This window comes from Nostoc sp. UCD121 (assembly GCF_014222285.1).
Lineage (GTDB): Bacteria > Cyanobacteriota > Cyanobacteriia > Cyanobacteriales > Nostocaceae > Nostoc.
This window is the reverse complement of the sequence record NZ_JACKZS010000032.1, coordinates 1-15,586: the sequence shown is the minus strand read 5'-3', so window position 1 is coordinate 15,586 and position 15,586 is coordinate 1. Positions and strand designations below refer to the sequence as shown.

Here is a 15,586-nt window from a genome sequence, read left to right as displayed (position 1 = left end):
ATTAACAAATACTTGCTTATATATGATCCAAAGGTGCAGTTCTGTTGGATACTTAAGCAAATCGGATAAATAGCACCAGATGACGAAAAACTACAGATTACACAGGTGTTTGCAGTTCGGGTTGGTAGGATTGCTGGGTTGGCTAATTGTCATTGGCTTGACCAGCAAAACCCAGGCACAGCAAAGTAATGCCCAACTTACCCCGGATAATACATTAGGTAAAGAAAGCTCAGTTGTGGCCCCGATTGATGCAGTCAGTGACCGTATAGAAAAGGGAGCAATCAGAGGTGCAAATTTATTTCATAGTTTCCAAGAATTTAATATAGATTCAGGAAGAAGTGTTTATTTTGCTAACCCTGTAGGAATTGAGAATATATTAACTCGCATTACTGGTAGTAATCCTTCTAATATTTTAGGGAAATTAGGAGTAAAGGGAACAGCAAATTTATTTTTAATTAATCCGAATGGGATTTTTTTTGGTAAGAATGCCTCGTTAGATATTCAGGGAGCGTTTACTGCGACAACTGCGGATGAGATAAAGTTGGGAGAGAAAGGGTTATTTAGTGCTACAGAGCCAGCAAAAAGTAGTTTGCTAAGTGTACAACCAGATGCGTTGTTTGTTAATGCTTTAAAAAATCAGCAAGCCCAAATAAATAATCAAGCTAATTTAACTGTTGGGGAGGGAAAGAATATAACTCTATTTGGAGCTAATGTTTCCAATACAGGTATATTAACAGCACAGAAAGGAACAATTAATTTAACAGGTGCAGAAGATTTAGTAGTTAGAGGTAATTTAGATACAAATACATTAGTGCTAAATGCTAAAAATATAAGTATTGCTGACAATACACCAGATAATAGTCAGGCGACAATTTATAAATCTACGTTAGAAGGGCTGTCTGGAGATACTAATCTTATTCTCCAGGGAACAAATGATATTACAGTTAATGGTTTAACTAATAATAGTTTAAATTTAGCTAATGGCAGAGGTAAAGTGACTTTTAATGCTGATGTTGATGGAGATGGAATTGGTAATTTTCAAATGCAAACCGCCGATACCATCAAAACCAACGGTAGGGATCTTAGCATTTCGGGAGCGAGTTTGACATTAGGTAATATTGACACTAGTTTCTATTTGTGGGGAGGCAATATAACTTTAACTGCTGCACAGGGCGATATCTCTACTCAAGACCTCGACTCCTCCTCATCTTCATTTGATGATGTAGCAGCAGGAAATGGTGGGGATATTACTCTGACCGCACAGGGCAATATCTCTACTCAAGACCTCAACTCCTACTCGTTTTCCTCTTTAGGCACATCGGGAAATGGTGGGGATATTACTCTGACTGCACACGGCGATATCTTTACTAATGAACTTGAATCCTCCTCATCATCTAATGGCACAGAAGGAAATGGCACAGCAGGAAATGGTGGGGATATTATTCTGACTGCACACGGCGATATCTTTACTAATGAACTTAAATCTAGCTCATCATCTAATGAAGTAGAAGCAGGAAATCGTGTAGGAAATGGCGGGTATATTACTCTGACTGCACAGGGTAATATCTCTACTCAAGACCTCGACTCCTCCTCATATTCATATTCAAATCATGGCACAGTGGAAAATGGTATAGTGGGAAATGGTGGGGATATTACTCTGACTGCACAGGGTAATATTTCTACTCAAGACCTCGACTCCATTTCATCATCTATTTATGGCACGGCAGGAAATGGTGGGGATATTACTCTGACTGCACAGGGTGATATCTTTACTAATGAACTTAGCTCTTCCTCATTTTCACGTCTCAACTTTAGCTCTTCCTCATTTTCAGGTGATGGCAAAGTAGCAAGGAATGGCGGGGATATTAATTTAACTGCACAGGGCAATATTTCTACTCATTCCCTCAACTCCTACTCATCTTCAATTTATGAAACAGGAACGGCAAATGGTGGAGATATTAATTTAACTGCACAGGGCAATATTTCTACTCATTCCCTCAACTCCTACTCAGATGTAGGCACAGGGGGAAATGGTGGGGATATTACTCTGACTGCACAGGGCAATATTTCTACTCAACTCCTCAACTCCTCCTTATCTTCTAGTGACACAACGGGAAATGGTGGGGATATTACTCTGACTGCACAGGGCAATATTTCTACTCTCGAACTTAATTCCTACTCATCTTCAAATTCAGGCACAGGGGGAAATGGTGGGGATATTACTCTGACTGCACAGGGCGATATCTTTACTAATGAACTTAATTCCTACTCGTCTTCAAATTCAGGCACAGCAGGGAATGGTGGAGATATTACTCTGACTGCACAGGGCAATATCTCTACTCATTCCCTCAACTCTTACTCATTTTCAGGTTATGGCACAGCAGGAAATGCTGGGAGGATTATACTCACTGCACAGGGCGATATTAAGGGCATCAGAGATGAAGATACTAATGATGTCCCAGTTTTTTATTCATTTTCTGTTTCCGAAACCAGAGTTTCAGGACAAGGTGGTAACGTTATTTTAGCGGCTAAAAATCAAATCACAGATTTAGAAATCTTAACTCTGTCTTCTGGCTCCAAATCTGGAGATGTTCAAATTAAGGGTTTTGGGAATTTATCGTTGACAAATACTGACATTATTACCAGTAAACAGGTAACTATCAGGAATCCATCTTTAGAACAAGGCATCATTACCCTAGATGTCGGAGGAGTAGGTCAATCAGGGAATGTAACTGTTAGTAGTATAGGTAATCTCACCTTTAACAATAGTCGCATTGAAAGTGACACTAAAGGCAGCGACCCCGCAGGAAACATAACTATCACCAGTCCTGGTACTGTCACCTTCAATAACAATAATACTAGTAAAATTACAAGCAACACTAGCAGTCAAGGTCAAGCTGGCAATATTCAGGTCAATGCTAATAACTTAGTCCTAACAGATGAATCAGAAATATCAGCTTCGACGACAGCAGATGGAAAAGCCGGAGACATCACCCTTAATACTCCTACCTTAACAGTAGCTAATGGTGGAAAAATCTTCGCCACAACCACAGGCATCGGTGATGGCGGGACAATAACCGTCAACGCACCCAATAAAGTTAATCTCGGTATTGGTGTCCAAGACTTTTCCCCCATCCTGTCCGTGGAAACCAGTGGTGCAGGGAAAGCCGGGGATATCATTGTTAATACTCCTAACCTCACCGTATCCGATACTGCCCGGATCACTGCAACAGCGACAAAAACAGCAACTAATACCCAAGGTGGTGGCAGCATCACCTTAAACGCCTCAAAAATAGACCTAGCGGGTATTGTTGGTGTTTTTGCTGAAACCCAAGGAGAAGCACCCGCAGGCACATTAAAACTTAATCCTTACGAAAACCAGCCCGATTTAGACATTACCCTCTTCCCTAATTCCATTATTTCCGCTTCCACTTCTGCCAGTGGTAAAGGTGGTGACTTAATTCTCGCAGCACCAGAAACTATTAACATTGCAGGTCTTGGTAAATTAACAGTAGAAAGTACAGGTATAGGTGATGCAGGCAATATTCAAATTACCACTCAAAAGTTAAACATTAATGATGGCGTGAAAATATCAGCTTCTACTAATAATATTGGTAAAGGGGGCAATATTCAGGTCAATGCTAATAACTTAATAGCTAATAATGGCGCACAATTATTAACTGCAACCTCCGGCAATGCCCAAGCCGGAAATATTAACTTACAAATCCGTGACGATATCACATTATCTGGAACAGATACCGGATTATTTGCTAACACGGAAAAAGGTTCAATAGGCTATGGCGGTAATATTAACCTGAACACAAATTATTTCTTTTTAAGTAATGGTGGGCGAGTAAGTACCAGCAGCGAGGGACAAGGGAAAGCCGGAGATATTAATATTAATTCTGGTTCCGCGACACTTGATAACCAAGGATTTATTGCAGCAGCAAGCAACTCTGGTGATGGTGGGAATATCAATTTAACTGTCGATGACCTTTTACTATTGCGTGGCGGGAGCGGAATTTCAACTACCGCAGGTACAGCGCAATCAGGTGGCAATGGTGGTAACATCAAGATCGATTCAAAATATATCATTGCTATCCCCGAAGAAAACAGCGACATCACAGCCAATGCCTTCACAGGAACAGGTGGAAACGTCGAAATTAACTCACAAGGTATCTTCGGTATTGAGTCACGCCCAAAACCAACCGAGAAAAGTGATATTACTGCAAGTTCTGAACAAGGTGTTGCAGGTGTAATCAACATTAACGCACCTGATACCAGTTCCATCAAAAACAGCTTCACCGAATTACCCCCAGTCATCGACACCAATGCACTCATCGCCAATAGTTGCATTTCACGTGGTACCAAGCGACAAGAAAACTCTTTTACCATTACAGGTTCTGGTGCTTTGACCACTAATCGTCCTGGTGTTTTGGTTTCTAACTATACAACTGGTGAGGTGAGAGGTGTAGAGACTACATCCCGTCCCTGGAAAAAAGGTGATCCGATTATCGAACCAACTGGTTTATATCGGCTGAATAATGGGCAGTTACTATTGAGTCGAGAATGTTCTAATTAATCTGAGTTCAAATCTTTCTTTTTCTATCAGTGAGAAGTTAAGGCTATGGTATCTGTGACAAAACAGTTTACCGTCACCCACGCCGATTGCATCACCAATTCTTGAGGTGCAGGCATCGCAGAACTTTTTGGTGTACCGAATGTATCTTAAGTTGCCAAGGATGTGATAGCATACCTTCAACAATTTTAGATAGCATACCCAATCCATGAATCAAGTTCGACTCCCCAAAGTTAGCGTCGCCGTGATTGGTTTGGTAGTTGCAAGCGTATTTCATACTGCTCCCGTACTGGGAGCGATTCTAACTAGACAAGAATTTTCAGGTGATTTTACCTTAGTCGATGCTACTAGCCTATTCCTTATGAACTCTTTGCCATTCAAGAGCGAATATTCAGGATTCGTGGTTTACTCAGAGTCCGGGACTTTGAGCGATTGGGAGCTATCCGTCAACAATCTAGACTTGAATTTGAATCCAGGATCTAGTAATGGCGGTAACTTAACCCCAGATGTTGACTTTGAGCTTGATTCTGGGTCGAATTGGAATTTAGTAGTTGATTTTGGCATTGCTTTTGATGCTCCAAGATATACCTTAGAAAAAACTTCAAGCTCTGAAATTACCTTGACGGGTGAAGTGGGACGGGCTGGAACATACATCTATCAAGATTCTGCTGCCAATATTACCCTGAGTTCTTTATCTACATCAATACCTGAACCGACTTCCCTACTAGGTCTATTGTTTGGAGTTGGTGCAATTGCTGTCTCTAAAAAAGCTGGGAAGACGAAATCTCAAGCATGAATTACTCAACTCTTTACCAAAGCTTTATCGATCTACACCGTCACCAACCAATCACAGACCACAGACCTATACCCCGAAGCAAACTTAACCCAAACTTGCCACTGCCCCAGATAGCCATTCCAGTAAGGCTCCCCATCAGCAACACCGACAGCCGAGCCTATTGTGGAGACTAGCCGTTGGTAGAACTGACCAGCGCTGTCCAAACCTTGCTGCAATTTCAGCTTTAGGATTTTTGGGTATTGGGTGTTAGGGATTAGGCTGCTAGGTTAAATTATTTGCTTTCTCAACTGCTGACTTTAACTCTTCAAAGGTAATACTGCCGTCTTTGTTTCAATACTTTTGCCAATTTACGAGGCTTGATATAGAACAAACTTAAGATTTTACAGGCTTCTTTTTGCCATTAAGAAAAAACTGAGTCAATAAAATCCTGTATGGTTTTTGCGGAAGTAATTTTGACTTTTTTGTACGTCTGGGTGAGGGTTATAGGTTTTGCCTAATAATTAAGCACACCTTTGTGTTGGGCTGTTTCGGCAAAAGTTAGACTACCTCTGTTTTTGGCAAAGGTATTGTTACTCGGACAATATTTCTCTTGAGCAGTAATTGGTTCTAGAAAAATTCGGAATCATCCTGAATGCTCTGTTACTTCCTTTTAACTGATTATAGATTTTTCAGGAATTTGGTGTTGGAGTTGTGAATCTATATAATGCTTCAACACTATATTCAAATATCCAAATGACATTCATTTCTCTACATGCAAGATGGGAGAATAAAGAAATTGGGGTGCAGACCGTGAATAACAATAATCGGTGGTTTTCGTGGTTGAGTTGGGGTCTAGTTGCAGTATTAGCGGTGTTCTGGTGGGTGTGGTGGATATACTTTCGTCCTCTTCCCTACACTAATCCCTGGCGGAGTCTCGGACTGCATGGCACGATTTTGTTAGGATACATTTTGGTGTGGATTAGTAACTATTACCGTCGTGGAGATGGCCCAGGTCGTTGGTGGTTCTGGGCGTATTCGGTTATTGTTGGCTTTAGCATTCCAGGTGTGATCGAAGATATCCTTTACGTCAATCATGTGAGGACTTTATCATCGTTGTGGGAAAATGTCCTTTTGAGCTTTGGATTATTGACGGCGATTGGGTTGGGCTTCCTTGCCCAGAGGAGATGATACAGAGCCATTCAAAGCCAGCTTTCAGAAATGGCAATCGCTTTGGTATTTGGCAGCTTCCTCAATTAAAACACCATCTAAATCCCCGATGGGAGCAATGCGATTTTGTGAGGTCTGGTCAAAAACAAGCGATCGCTAAAAATTATATTTAGGTACAAGGTGATTTTATTTGCAAATAAAATACTGGTTTACACAAAAATTCATCTTGATGAGATATCTCAAAAAGATTACTAGCAAGTATTTTGACGATTATTCTTAAAAATATCTACAATCAGTCTTTGATACTTAGTATCAATTACGGCAGAAAATCAAGTAAAGTCAGAATTGAAGTATAAAATTAATCAAGCAGTTTGAGGTTTAATAAAGGAATTAAAGATAGAACCACAAAAATTATCCCAACTTCCAGCTATCCATTGACAACGCAGATGTAATATAATTTCTGCATTGTCTTTCAACCAAAATTTACTGTTTCCTTTGATTCTTAAATTGACAACTTGGCGGATTAAACTCTCAATTGCACCACTGCCAATAGGTAGCTTTTGAGTTATGACTTTAGCGTAATTTAAACGCCTTTCACGATAGGCACGTAAAAGGTAATTTCTCTGTATCACCATAGTTTTACAACATTCTCCCGTGGCTTCAGAGATAAATTCATCCATCTGCCTAATTATGGTCATGGCATTACTTTTTTTTAAAGTTTTCCGTGCTTTTTTAAACCAATGATTCCGCTCCTTATCATCACTAAAAGCTACATCAGCAAATTTATGTAGTCGTTCAGTAACATGGTAAAAATCAAATAATTGATAAGTGGCATCGGGAGATTTCAATTTCTTTAAAAGAGGAGGGATATGTTTCCAAATCCATTCAGCACCGTCAGCAATTAGTAAAACTTGTTTTGCTTGACTAATTCCCAAACTAATCAGATGCATTTCTAAAATTGGTAAAAAGCCTTTATAGTCTTCATAAGTGCCATCATTTACAATCTTTATTTCGTTATTTTTAAATTTTTTTCCTTGTTCATCAACCACATAAATTGTTAATAATTTTGGCTCAACCCATTCCCCTATAAAGCCATGCTTGTTTGTTTTGGGATTTTTTCTACCTTTTTTATTAATCCTAATTCTACTCCTGCCACCATCTACAGCAATTACAACTCTTTGGTCTTTAAGTATATTCCCATCAGGTAATTTACCTTGTTGCAAGTTAGATATTTTAGTTTGACGTAAATCAATGCCGATTTGACCAAATTTATATGTCAGTCGTTCAATTCGTTTAACACTAATATTAATTCCCCAATCGTCCAGGATTGTATGTGCAGCTTCAAAAGAACTAGCTATGGCACCATATTTGGCAATATCTGACCAAACTAATGGAGTCAAGCCCTCTGACATTCCTAACCATTTTAACAAGGGACAGAACCCAACATTAGTAGATTTTTTCTTCGCTTTTTTTTCTGTTTTTTGAACAACGTATGGTAATTTGAGAGTTACCACAACATTACCTACGGTTAATATTTCCCTCTTCGTATAACCGTGTCTTCGCGTATCGGTATGCCACCAACCTTTGGTTTGATTAATTGCTGTTTTATGAGCTGACTCTGATTGAGAAAGCTTATGCAATAATATGGCAATACATTGACCCGCTAAAACTAACGCAGCCTGTCTAATTTTTTCTTCTCTTTCTTTAACTATTCTTCCAGACCATTCCTCGATATTTTTAAAATCTAAAAGTTTTGTAACATCCTCTTGGAAATCTGATAATGAATCGGCGAAATTTAGATTCGCAGATATGTTTTTTTCCATAAAGGTAGATACTTCCTATTTCAAAACTATTCCTGAAAGGAAATTTTACCTTTTTTCTAGTCGCAACAATCTACAGAAACCTCGTTTTTGGTACAGGTTATATTTTCTAGTTAATATTACCACTATTATTGTATTAAATATTTAACTAGTACGTAAGAGATGATTAGCGATCGCACCTTTTTTAGCCAATCTCACAAAATCGCATTGCTCCCGTTGCAACCTGCAATGACCCATCAGCACTACCAAGTGAATTTAAGAGGAAAGGAAGATTTGACGAATCTTTCTTTGTTGATCTACCCACAGAACCGGAGCGTGTACAGATTCTAGGGATTCATCTACAACGCTTTGGCATTCATCTGGAATCGGAGTACCTCGAAGCGATCGCTGCCAACACCGCGAAATTTTCAGGGGCAGAACTGGAAACCCTTGCTTCAGAAGCTGCTCTGCTGGCATTCGATGAGGATAGACCGCAGCAGATAACGCTTGCTGACCTCGAAACCTGTCGTCAAACCATTACCCCACTTGCAATTCAGGACGCTGCGGCAGTTGAGCGTATGCAGGGTTGGGCATCCACCGCACGACGGGCTAGCAGTCCTATGGTTGCAGCGAAAACTCAATCTTTGCGTGCTGCTAAGTTTCGCAATATGAACTGAGAAACAATCCTGGGTTCATGTTAAAGGGGAAAGGAATAAAGAAAACCCTCTTTTCCCCAATACCTCCTTGATGGCGATTGTTTCCTGATTCTATGGGGGCGATACAGTTGGCGTAACCCAAGGTAGAAAAGCGTTTTGTAGAGAAGGAACCCTTGAGCAGGAAGTGTTTAAAAGCAGTGGAGGCAATCAACAACTTAATACTTAATGGCTTTCATGCCATTCCATCTCAACTCGTGCGTCAATATTACCTTCGAGCAAGTGAATTACCTTTGTAATCCGAAAATTTTCGTCACGCCAAACAATCCATTCTCCTTGATTAGGGATTCTAGATAAGTTTAGTATTTTAGCTGTTGTATTTTTCAGCAATAAGTCAAAATCAGCGACCTCTTCTGGTACACCAGATGGCACTATTTGCACGGTTACTTTCTGGCCTAGATGTTTTAACTGCTGATGCTGCCGAGATTCAACCAAGTTTAATCACCTCCATTGCATTTATACAGAACAGCATAATCAAGGGTTAGTACAAAATATCCTACTAAACCCACTTTTCCCACTTAACTAAAGTAAATATATAGTTACTTTTTGAAGAATTCAGGAGTCAGAAAGGCACTGTTACATGAGCAATTGCTACGCCTCCCAATTCACCAACACCCCATCAACAATCGCAATCCCCCACTGCAACCTCTCACTGATGCCCTCTCCCCAACAATTGCGGATGTGTGGGAATGGGTGCATTAATCGGGTTCTTCATACATTCCTGCCTCTTTTAACCTCTTACGGATGCCCGTAGCAGGTATTATAAATCTTGTATCAAGCAATTGAGCGGTTATATGAAGTTTAAGTAAATATTTACTTAACTTTCTTAACTGTCCTTGCATTTTTATTATGAAAGTAAAAGTATGTTGATATGAGTTTCAAACAATTTACTTAAAGCATTTGTCAAACGAGACACATGAAGGTTGCCTAAAACATAACTTTGTAGTGTTTTAGATTAAGCGCGGAAGTAGCGAAGCTGCTGCTATTCGCTACACAACGTTTGAAACTCTTACTACCTTAGAGTGACAAAAATACAATTGCTTTTTGACTTTTATTTTTCCAACAAATAGTTGTACCAAAGGTGTAATCTTTAAATGTGGAATACTGAACAAGATAAAACTAATTACAAACAACTCCTCGAGGATGCGTTAGAAGTGGGGGCTAGTGAGTTTCAAGTGCAGAAAGCCCTTGTGAATCAAGATATGGGGTTTTTTATAGGGGTTTTTCTGCAAGATAATGGAGTTATTGATCCAGGGGAACAAAAACTACTGGGATGGATAAAGGAAGTAATTTATGGAACACCTAGTTTTGCTTTATTACTGAGGGTTGCAGATATACTCAAAGCAGTTGCAGCAGAAGTAAGTGAAGCAGAGAAAGAAGCTGCTTAACGAGAAACAGAAACAAGAATTGGCTCTCCTATACCTAGTGCGATAAGCAAAACTATTTATTCTAGAAAACCTTGTATGAAAAATTTTATAAAGGCACGTACTTTGTAAAGCTATCAGTAATAAGGAGGTTTTGTACTAAATAGGGGAGAGCCAAAGGTTTGGACTAAAAAACGGTAGAAAACCGATAAGCATAATCAGTTAAAAGGAGAATAAATCAATGGCTCATGTGAGTGCAAGGTTATGGTACGAAAAAAAATATGTTTATATTACAAACGATGGATGGGGAAAATTTACTGATGAAAAAGATGATACATCAGTGTTTGACTTACATGGAAACGATGAAGATATAGCAAATTTAAGTCAAAGAGCAACAAAAAATTATAGTTTTGAAGTCAATATAAGTTATCCCAAGTGGGGATCTAAGTGGTGGGATAGAAGTCGTAACGAGTACATTGGAGTATATGGGGGTTCCAAGAGAACTTACAATGTAGAACTTGTTAATGGTGTAGGAATTTTGAGAAGTCAATCTGGAAATTTTTACTCTTATGTTCCGAACAGTGGAAAAACTAACAATATGACTCTGGCCAAACTTACAGAGGATTTTAAGACAATGGAAGATCCTGGGGCACATCTTGGCGAAATTTTAATAGGAGCCCCAATGGCATATATCACAACTGGTATTAAAGAGGCTTGGACTAGTTTAAATAGTTCAATTTGGGGCTGGTATTTATGTGAGGGTAATTCTAAAGAGGGTGAAAGTGGGCTAGTAATAGAACTTATTTAGATTACTGCACTTGGGATTTTTAGAATCAATTAGGGGTTCAGTCGGGATGTCCCCGAAATAGTGCCACTTACATTAGCAGACAAAAAACCCCTTTTTGAGCCAATTTACGTCTGCTAATGTCAATTAGCGGACATGAAACCCCTAAAAAGTAGTACAGCGTAAATGTATACAGGGTAAGCTTTTTGAGCGAAGTGGCACTATTTCGGGCGTATCTCGGCTCAATACCTTGTAGGCTTAGGAGTAATCAAAGACTCAAAAATCTTGATTGCACTGTCAATAAGGCTAGACTGTGCCAAATTGGGAATTTTGTACGCTAACAAATTAGAGAAATGTAGCTTTGACTATTTATAGAAAGTAGGAAAAGTCGGAAAAATAGGTTGTTTATATAAATACTTGATTTTTGCTTGATTTTTGATGACGTATCTAGTAAACATATAAAGTATCAATTAATTATAGAATTGCTGCAAAATCAAATATATTTGCTAACTATCTAAAATATCCAGAAATAATTCATTTCTCAGGAAGCAACTTATTATGAAGAAAATAGTTGGACTTTTTGTGATGAGCTTATTGCTCACTGTGACAGTTGCAGGATTTTTAATAGGTAGAGTCACCATAGATAAAGTACAAGCACAAGACGCTGGTTTCGTATGCCCAACCAAGGATATAGCAGCAACCCAATGTAAAGGGCCAGAAGATTGTTTATATCCAAATCCAGACGATTGTACTACTTTTATCCAGTGTACAGTAGATACTAATGGTGTCACAGGTACACCTGTTGTGATGCCCTGCGCTCCTGCTACCCCTCCTCTGGAGTGGAATGACATCAAAAAAGAATGTGATTATGCAGGTCAGCCGGGTACTTGTTCTGCTAATTCTGGCGTACAGTAGGCTGGCTCGATATTAACTCTTGGTGAGTTTGAGCAACCAAGGTTCAGACATTGCGTAAACAGTGATTTTTAATTTTGCGTTAGTCCTGGGGGCGTTAGCTTTGCCGTATCTATGTGCAGCGTCTCCACTAAAAGTAGGCTAAGGGTACTTAACTAATTGTTATCACATTAATTGTTGGGAAATTCTGATGAAAATCTTTAAGAAAGTTCTGACTGGTTTTTGTTTACTACTGTTGCTGTTGACTAGTTGGAATCAACAGGCTTTTGCCAATAGCCAATTAACAACTGAAAAGGCCACAAACACAAGCCCAATCATTGAGGCTTATGGTGAATTGCCTTTGAGTTTTCAACCAAACTATGGTCAAACTGACCATAAGGTAAAATTTCTCTCCCGTGGTGATGGATATACATTATTTCTGACTCAATCATCAGCGGTGTTGGCACTCTCTAACCCAGAGAATAAAGAGCAAACATCCTCGTCCCAAAAGACTGTAAAAAGTACACAAATTAAGCTGCAATGGCTAGGTAGCAATCCTGATATTCAGCCAACATCTGTACAGCCTTTGCCTGGAGTAGTTAACTATTTTGTTGGTAGCAACCCGCAGCAATGGCATCAGGATATACCTACTTATGCACAAGTAAAATACAGTTCCTTGTATCCAGGCATCGACCTAGTTTACTACGGTAATCAAGGGCAATTGGAATATGACTTGCTGGTTGCGCCAGGAGCAGACCCGAATTTAATCAAGCTCAAGCTAGAGGGAGCGCAACAGCTAGAAATCGATGACCAAGGACAGTTATTGGTACACACATCCTCTGGTGTACTACAACAGCACAAGCCGATAGTATATCAGGTTATAAATGGTCATAAACAGTTAGTAGAAGCAAAGTATGTACTGTCAAAACAGCAGTCAGTAGAGATAGCCCTGGCAAGCTATGACAGCCACGAGCCATTAGTCATCGACCCTGTACTAGTCTATTCCACTTAATTAGGAGGTACTAGACTTGACACTGGCAGACAGATAGCTGTGGACGTTTTGGGCAATGCTTACATTATTGGGGAAATTAGTTCTGTTAATTTCCCAACCAAAAACGCTTATCAAAGTACTATTGGTGGCTTCGGTAATGTGTTTGTCACTAAGCTGAACCCACTAGGCAATGGTTTAGTCTATTCTACTTATCTGGGCGGTAGTAATAGAGACTATGCTGGCTCCATAGCTGTAGACGCTTTGGGTGATGCTTATGTGACAGGAAGCGCTTTTTCTGCTAACTTCCCACTCTACAAAGCTTTTCAAAGTAAGATTGGTGGGGGTTTTGATGCCTTTGTCACCAAGCTGAAGCCAGACGGCAAACTATTTTACTCCACTTTCCTGGGAGGTAGTGGCACGGATGGTAGTTATGGCATAGCTGTAGATTCTCTGGGTTGTACTTACGTAGCAGGTCTGACTAACTCTAATAATTTCCCACTCTACAAAGCTTTTCAAAGTAAGATTGGTGGGGGTTTTGATGCCTTTGTCACGAAGTTAAACCCAACAGGTAACGCTCTGCTGTATTCTACCTACGTGGGAGGCAGTAATGGTGATGGTGCGACGGATATAGATATCGACACTTTCGGCAATGCCTACATCACAGGGAATACCAACTCTGCTAATTTCCCTCTATATAATGCGTTACTGGGGAAAGCGCCTGGTAGATATGATGTGTTTGTTACAAAATTAAATCAATATGCTGATGGTTTAGTTTACTCTACCTATTTAGGAGGTAGTGACAACGACTATGGCTTTTCCTTAGCTGTGGATAGTCTTGGTTTTGCGTATGTAGCAGGAACCACTAGTTCTACTAACTTTCCTCTCAATAATCCCTTGCAAAATTGGGCAGGTGGTCAGAGTGATGCGTTTGTCACAAAGGTCGATTTACAAGGTAATGGTTTAGTTTACTCCACCTATTTAGGAGGTAGTAATAGCGAACTTGGCCTAGATATAGCTGTGGACAATTTTGGCAACGCATACATCACAGGTGATACTACTTCTAGTAACTTTCCCGTCAAGAATGCTTTGCAAAATACCTATGGTGGCAAAGGTGATGCCTTTGTCACAGCACTAAGCTTTTTAGGTAATGAGTTAGTTTATTCTACTTATCTGGGAGGTAGCGAAAGCGATCGCGGTAAAGGCATCGCTTTCAAGCCTTTAAACCTTTTGGGTAATGCTGCTTATATTACAGGGGTTACTAGTTCTAGTAACTTTCCAACCCAGAAGCCCTTTCAACCAAGTTTAGCTGGTGGGAGTAATGATAATGATGGGTTTGTGACGAAAATTTTGAATTAGGGAAATATTATAAAAAATCTTTCAAGAATGATAAATATGATGAATATACATTGTGCTTTGCGTCGTTACTGGAGACGCTTGTTCGACTTAGTAGGAATTTTATTTTTTTGTATTATATTACTTAGTTGGTCAATGCCCGTACAAGCCAACACTAATATTCCTGAAGTCGAGAATAGTAATCTCATTAATCCCAAATTTGAAGCTGAAGTTTTGCAGGCTATCCGCAATCATCCAGAAATAGTTAAGGAAGCTTTAGAAGCTTATCAGCAGCAGCAACAAAAAAAACAGCAACAAGGTCTACAATTAATCAAGCAGGAAATTAAAGAAAATCCTAGCAGCGTGATTGGTGAATCTCCTCTGACTGGCGCAACAGAACAAAAGATTGTGTTGATAGAATTCTCTGATTTTCAATGTCCTTTTTGCGCTAAGGCTCATAAGACTCTAAAGCAGTTCATGGCAAAACATCAAGATGAAGTCACATTAGTGTACAAACATTTTCCTTTGACTGCGATTCACCCTGAAGCAATGCCGGCGGCTAAAGCTGCCTGGGCTGCATCTAAACAAGGAAAGTTTTGGCAATATCAAGATGCTTTATTTGTCAAGCAAGACAAATTAGGCGAGAAATTATATGTTGATATCGCTAAAAATCTGAAACTAGATTTGTCACAGTTCAACCAACAACGCAATTCAGCAGAAGCCAATGCTGCGATCGCAAAAGATAAACAGTTGGCCCAAAAGTTGGGACTTCGAGGTACTCCTTTCTTTTTTATTAATGGCGAGACTTTTTCGGGTGCTGTGCCTTTATCAAAAATGGAAAGTGTATTATCTGGTTTAAAAGCTAATTCTCAGGTAGAGTCAGCTACTTGAGTGGTGCGTAAAAGCATAGCGGCTTGTCGGGGTAGATATAGAGAAGACACTGTTGGCGAAATATTGCTTAACATTAAAAAGTGATAAAAACCAATCAATTTGGCAATTTGGAGAAATCGTGACTTCTTGCAGCAGTTTTGGCAGCAATCAGAAACTGTCAACCAGATGTTTTATTTCTTGAATAAATCGATTAAGTGCTTTCTGTGCTGCTTTGTAAGCTGAAGCTTGCCGTCCCAACTTCAATTCAAATAAAATGCGATCGCGTATCGCCTCAAAATCTACAACGTCATGCACAAAGTT

General features: G+C 39.6%; 14 protein-coding genes and 1 pseudogene. 12 read left to right on the top strand and 3 right to left on the bottom strand.

The genetic code is table 11. From position 1 onward, the window contains the following. Nucleotides 1-79: 79 nt before the first annotated feature. Both GNF10_RS09685 and GNF10_RS09680 read left to right on the top strand, forming a co-directional pair. Nucleotides 80-4,582: an S-layer family protein gene (locus GNF10_RS09685; RefSeq protein ID WP_185592246.1), complete on the top strand. Its 4,503-nt coding sequence runs from the start codon at nt 80-82 to the stop codon at nt 4,580-4,582. 205 nt (nt 4,583-4,787) lie between these two features. After that, nucleotides 4,788-5,375: a PEP-CTERM sorting domain-containing protein gene (locus GNF10_RS09680; protein ID WP_185586842.1), complete on the top strand. Its 588-nt coding sequence runs from the start codon at nt 4,788-4,790 to the stop codon at nt 5,373-5,375. A gap of 32 nt (nt 5,376-5,407) precedes the next feature. On the opposite strand, the gene GNF10_RS09675 is transcribed toward GNF10_RS09680, so the two are convergent. Continuing rightward, nucleotides 5,408-5,590 (bottom strand): hypothetical protein, encoded by a 183-nt coding sequence (locus tag GNF10_RS09675; protein WP_185586840.1) that lies wholly within the window; start codon nt 5,588-5,590, stop codon nt 5,408-5,410. Between the two features lie 574 nt (nt 5,591-6,164). On the opposite strand from GNF10_RS09675, the gene GNF10_RS09670 reads away from it, so the two are divergent. Continuing rightward, complete coding sequence (locus tag GNF10_RS09670; RefSeq protein WP_185586838.1) at nt 6,165-6,542, top strand: hypothetical protein; 378 nt, start codon at nt 6,165-6,167, stop codon at nt 6,540-6,542. Beyond that, nucleotides 6,539-6,694 carry a hypothetical protein gene (locus tag GNF10_RS09665; protein WP_185586835.1) on the top strand — a complete coding sequence of 52 codons (156 nt, stop codon included), beginning with the start codon at nt 6,539-6,541 and terminating at the stop codon, nt 6,692-6,694. Before GNF10_RS09670 ends, GNF10_RS09665 begins: the two co-directional genes overlap by 4 nt. A gap of 189 nt (nt 6,695-6,883) precedes the next feature. Here the strand turns inward: GNF10_RS09665 and GNF10_RS09660 are convergent, their stop codons facing one another. Beyond that, the gene (locus GNF10_RS09660) at nt 6,884-8,344 is read right to left on the bottom strand and encodes an ISLre2 family transposase (RefSeq protein WP_185582095.1); all 1,461 of its coding nucleotides are present in this window, start codon (nt 8,342-8,344) and stop codon (nt 6,884-6,886) included. A gap of 212 nt (nt 8,345-8,556) precedes the next feature. On the opposite strand from GNF10_RS09660, the pseudogene GNF10_RS39270 reads away from it, so the two are divergent. Beyond that, nucleotides 8,557-8,997: pseudogene (locus GNF10_RS39270) on the top strand (ATPase); the annotation flags it as partial. 201 nt (nt 8,998-9,198) lie between these two features. Here GNF10_RS39270 and GNF10_RS09650 read toward each other — a convergent pair. Beyond that, a complete protein-coding gene (locus GNF10_RS09650; RefSeq protein ID WP_185587620.1) occupies nt 9,199-9,468 on the bottom strand; it encodes a hypothetical protein in 270 nt (89 codons plus the stop codon). A gap of 111 nt (nt 9,469-9,579) precedes the next feature. On the opposite strand from GNF10_RS09650, the gene GNF10_RS09645 reads away from it, so the two are divergent. The 7 genes from GNF10_RS09645 (at nt 9,580) to GNF10_RS09615 (ending at nt 15,286) form a co-directional block, all read left to right on the top strand. Next, nucleotides 9,580-9,735, top strand: a complete 156-nt coding sequence (locus tag GNF10_RS09645; RefSeq protein WP_185607146.1) for a hypothetical protein — start codon at nt 9,580-9,582, stop codon at nt 9,733-9,735. A 392-nt stretch (nt 9,736-10,127) separates the two neighbouring features. Beyond that, complete coding sequence (locus GNF10_RS09640) at nt 10,128-10,421, top strand: hypothetical protein (protein WP_185587618.1); 294 nt, start codon at nt 10,128-10,130, stop codon at nt 10,419-10,421. Nucleotides 10,422-10,638: 217 nt separating this feature from the next. After that, nucleotides 10,639-11,205, top strand: a complete 567-nt coding sequence (locus GNF10_RS09635) for a hypothetical protein (RefSeq protein WP_185587616.1) — start codon at nt 10,639-10,641, stop codon at nt 11,203-11,205. Nucleotides 11,206-11,739: 534 nt separating this feature from the next. After that, nucleotides 11,740-12,096 carry a carbohydrate-binding module family 14 protein gene (locus GNF10_RS09630; RefSeq protein ID WP_185587167.1) on the top strand — a complete coding sequence of 119 codons (357 nt, stop codon included), beginning with the start codon at nt 11,740-11,742 and terminating at the stop codon, nt 12,094-12,096. 187 nt (nt 12,097-12,283) lie between these two features. Continuing rightward, entirely contained in the window at nt 12,284-13,084 is an 801-nt protein-coding gene (locus tag GNF10_RS09625) for a hypothetical protein (protein ID WP_185587166.1), read from the top strand. A gap of 39 nt (nt 13,085-13,123) precedes the next feature. Then, on the top strand, nt 13,124-14,419 hold the full coding sequence (locus tag GNF10_RS09620) for an SBBP repeat-containing protein (RefSeq protein ID WP_185587163.1): 1,296 nt from the start codon (nt 13,124-13,126) through the stop codon (nt 14,417-14,419). Nucleotides 14,420-14,455: 36 nt separating this feature from the next. Beyond that, entirely contained in the window at nt 14,456-15,286 is an 831-nt protein-coding gene (locus GNF10_RS09615) for a thioredoxin domain-containing protein (protein ID WP_185587161.1), read from the top strand. Nucleotides 15,287-15,586 lie beyond the last annotated feature (300 nt).

What these genes read in the sequence shown, in the direction of transcription:
- GNF10_RS09685 (WP_185592246.1), top strand. Translation starts at nt 80, where the DNA reads ATGACGAAAAACTACAGATTACACAGGTGTTTGCAGTTCGGGTTGGTA.
- GNF10_RS09680 (WP_185586842.1), top strand. Translation starts at nt 4,788, where the DNA reads ATGAATCAAGTTCGACTCCCCAAAGTTAGCGTCGCCGTGATTGGTTTG.
- GNF10_RS09665 (WP_185586835.1), top strand. Translation starts at nt 6,539, where the DNA reads ATGATACAGAGCCATTCAAAGCCAGCTTTCAGAAATGGCAATCGCTTT.
- GNF10_RS09660 (WP_185582095.1), bottom strand. Translation starts at nt 8,344, where the DNA reads ATGGAAAAAAACATATCTGCGAATCTAAATTTCGCCGATTCATTATCA.
- GNF10_RS09640 (WP_185587618.1), top strand. Translation starts at nt 10,128, where the DNA reads ATGTGGAATACTGAACAAGATAAAACTAATTACAAACAACTCCTCGAG.
- GNF10_RS09635 (WP_185587616.1), top strand. Translation starts at nt 10,639, where the DNA reads ATGGCTCATGTGAGTGCAAGGTTATGGTACGAAAAAAAATATGTTTAT.
- GNF10_RS09630 (WP_185587167.1), top strand. Translation starts at nt 11,740, where the DNA reads ATGAAGAAAATAGTTGGACTTTTTGTGATGAGCTTATTGCTCACTGTG.
- GNF10_RS09625 (WP_185587166.1), top strand. Translation starts at nt 12,284, where the DNA reads ATGAAAATCTTTAAGAAAGTTCTGACTGGTTTTTGTTTACTACTGTTG.
- GNF10_RS09615 (WP_185587161.1), top strand. Translation starts at nt 14,456, where the DNA reads ATGATGAATATACATTGTGCTTTGCGTCGTTACTGGAGACGCTTGTTC.